The organism is Microbacterium sp. CPCC 204701, from assembly GCF_004010105.1.
GTDB lineage: Bacteria > Actinomycetota > Actinomycetes > Actinomycetales > Microbacteriaceae > Microbacterium.
The window spans coordinates 1-2,442 of record NZ_RRYE01000418.1; the positions used below are offsets into that span (position 1 = coordinate 1).

The following is a 2,442-nucleotide window of genomic DNA, read 5'->3' on the forward strand; positions in this document are numbered from 1 at the left end:
GGCGACCTGCTCGGTCGCCCCGCGCACCGGCAACGTCAGCGCAGGCACGAGCATCTTCGCGATGGTCGTGCTCGAGCGGGCGCTCCAGCACGTGCACCACGAGCTCGACCTCGTGACGACACCCGTGGGTGACCCGGTGGCCATGGTCCACTGCAACAACGGCGCGAGCGAGCTGGCGGCCTGGGTCGGTCTGTTCGAGCGCTTCGCGGGCGTCGCCGGCGGCGAGCTCGAGGCCGATGAGGTCTTCGAGGCGCTCTTCCGCGAGGCGCTGGACGGCGATCCGGATGCCGGGGGCCTGCTGGCCTACAACCACCTGTCCGGCGAGCCCATCGCGGGCCTCACCGAAGGCAGGCCGCTGTTCGTGCGCACGCCCGACAGCCGCTTCACCCTCGCGAACTTCATGCGGGCGCAGCTGTACGGAGTCTTCGGCACGCTCGCCCTCGGCATGCGCGTGCTCGATGCGGAGGGCGTCGCCCTCGACCGGATGTTCGCGCACGGCGGCATCTTCCGCACCGCAGGGGTCGCCCAGCGCTTCCTCGCGGGCGCGATCGGCGCGCCGGTCGCCGTCGGCGAGACCGCCTCGGAGGGCGGCGCGTGGGGCATCGCGGTGCTCGCTGCGTACCTCTCGGCGGCGGGCGAGGTCGATCTCGATGCGTACCTGCGCGAGAGCGTGTTCGGCGGCGCGGGCTTCGCGACCGTCGAGCCCGACCCCGAGGACGTGCCCGGCTTCGCCGCCTACCTCGCGCGCTACCGCGCCGGCCTCGCCGTCGAAGCCGCCGCCGTCCGCGCCATCTGAATCTCCACCCAACCGAAGAAGGACTTCACGTATGACCCGTCAGCCTCTCGCCACCTCCCTCGATTCGTACGAGGTCTGGTTCGTCACCGGCAGCCAGAACCTCTACGGCGAGGAGACGCTGCGCCAGGTGGCGCAGCAGTCGCAGGCGGTCGTCGAGGGCCTGTCGGGGCTTCCCGTGAAGGTGGTGTGGAAGCCGGTCCTGAAGGACAGCGACTCGATCCGCCGTCTCGCGCTCGACATCAATGCGCGTGACGACGTCATCGGCGTGATCGCGTGGATGCACACCTTCAGCCCGGCGAAGATGTGGATCGCAGGGCTCGACGCACTCCAGAAGCCCCTGCTGCACCTGCACACGCAGGCGAATGTCGAGCTGCCGTGGGGCGACATCGACTTCGACTTCATGAACCTGAATCAGGCCGCGCACGGCGACCGCGAGTTCGGCTACATCCAGACGCGTCTCGGCGTCGCGCGCAAGACCGTCGTCGGACACGTGTCGAACCCCGCGGTGCGGCAGCAGGTCGAGGACTGGCAGCGCGCCGCCGCCGGCTGGACGGCCGCCCGCACTCTCAAGCTCGCGCGCTTCGGCGACAACATGCGGTACGTCGCGGTCACCGAAGGCGACAAGACCGAGGCCGAGCTGCGGTTCGGCGTGCAGGTGAACACGTGGGGCGTGAACGAGCTGGCCGAGGCGGTGGATGCCGCCACCGCCGCCGACATCGACGCCCTGGTCGACGAGTACGTGGCCGCGTACGACGTCGCTGCCGAGCTGCTCCCCGGCGGGGAGCGGGCCCAGTCCCTCCGCGACGGGGCGGCGATCGAGCTCGGGCTGCGGTCGTTCCTCGAAGAGGGCGGATTCGGGGCCTTCACCACCTCGTTCGAGGACCTCGGCGCCCTGAAGCAGCTGCCCGGTCTCGCGGTGCAGCGGCTCATGGCCGAGGGCTACGGGTTCGGCGCCGAGGGCGACTGGAAGACCGCGATCCTGGTGCGCGTCGCGAACGTCATGGGAGCGGGCCTCCCCGGCGGCGCGAGCCTCATGGAGGACTACACGTACGACCTCGTCGCGGGCGACGAGAAGATCCTCGGTGCGCACATGCTCGAGGTCTCGCCGTCGCTGACCACGGCCAAGCCGCGGCTCGAGATCCATCCGCTCGGCATCGGCGGCAAGGACGATCCGGTGCGCGTGGTCTTCACCGCCGACCCCGGCCCTGCGCTCGTGGTGGCGATGAGCGACATGCGCGACCGGTTCCGCCTCGTCGCGAACGTCGTCGAGAACGTCGAGGCGCCCGACCTGCCGAAACTCCCCGTGGGACGCGCGGTCTGGCGGCCGCAGCCGGACTTCGCGACGTCCGCCGCGTGCTGGCTGACTGCGGGCGCCGCGCACCACACGGTGATGACGACCGCGGTCGGCGTCGAGGTGTTCCGCGACTTCGCCGAGATCGCCGGTACCGAGCTCGTCGTCATCGACGACGAGACCACGGTGCGCGGCTTCCAGCGCGAGCTGCGGTGGAACCAGGCCTATTACCGACTCGCCCAGGGACTCTGAGCGGGACCACCCAAACGAGGAGCGCTCACCGATGAGAATGCAACCGACCCACACGCCGCGCCGCGCGCGCCGGCGCTTCGCACGACGCGGCATGGCCGCGGGC

At 70.9% G+C, this 2,442-nt stretch carries 2 protein-coding genes; both read left to right on the forward strand.

The window, feature by feature from the left end; all coding sequences use genetic code 11:
- The coding region (locus EIO58_RS16210) for an FGGY-family carbohydrate kinase (RefSeq protein ID WP_240658943.1) at window positions 1–796 on the forward strand (796 nt) is incomplete at its 5' end.
- A gap of 31 nt (window positions 797–827) precedes the next feature.
- Window positions 828–2,339, forward strand: a complete 1,512-nt coding sequence (gene araA / locus EIO58_RS16215) for an L-arabinose isomerase (protein WP_127820355.1) — start codon at window positions 828–830, stop codon at window positions 2,337–2,339.
- The last annotated feature ends 103 nt before the right edge of the window (window positions 2,340–2,442 follow it).

Coding starts and splice junctions, on each gene's coding strand:
- araA (WP_127820355.1), top strand. CDS start 828: ATGACCCGTCAGCCTCTCGCCACCTCCCTCGATTCGTACGAGGTCTGG.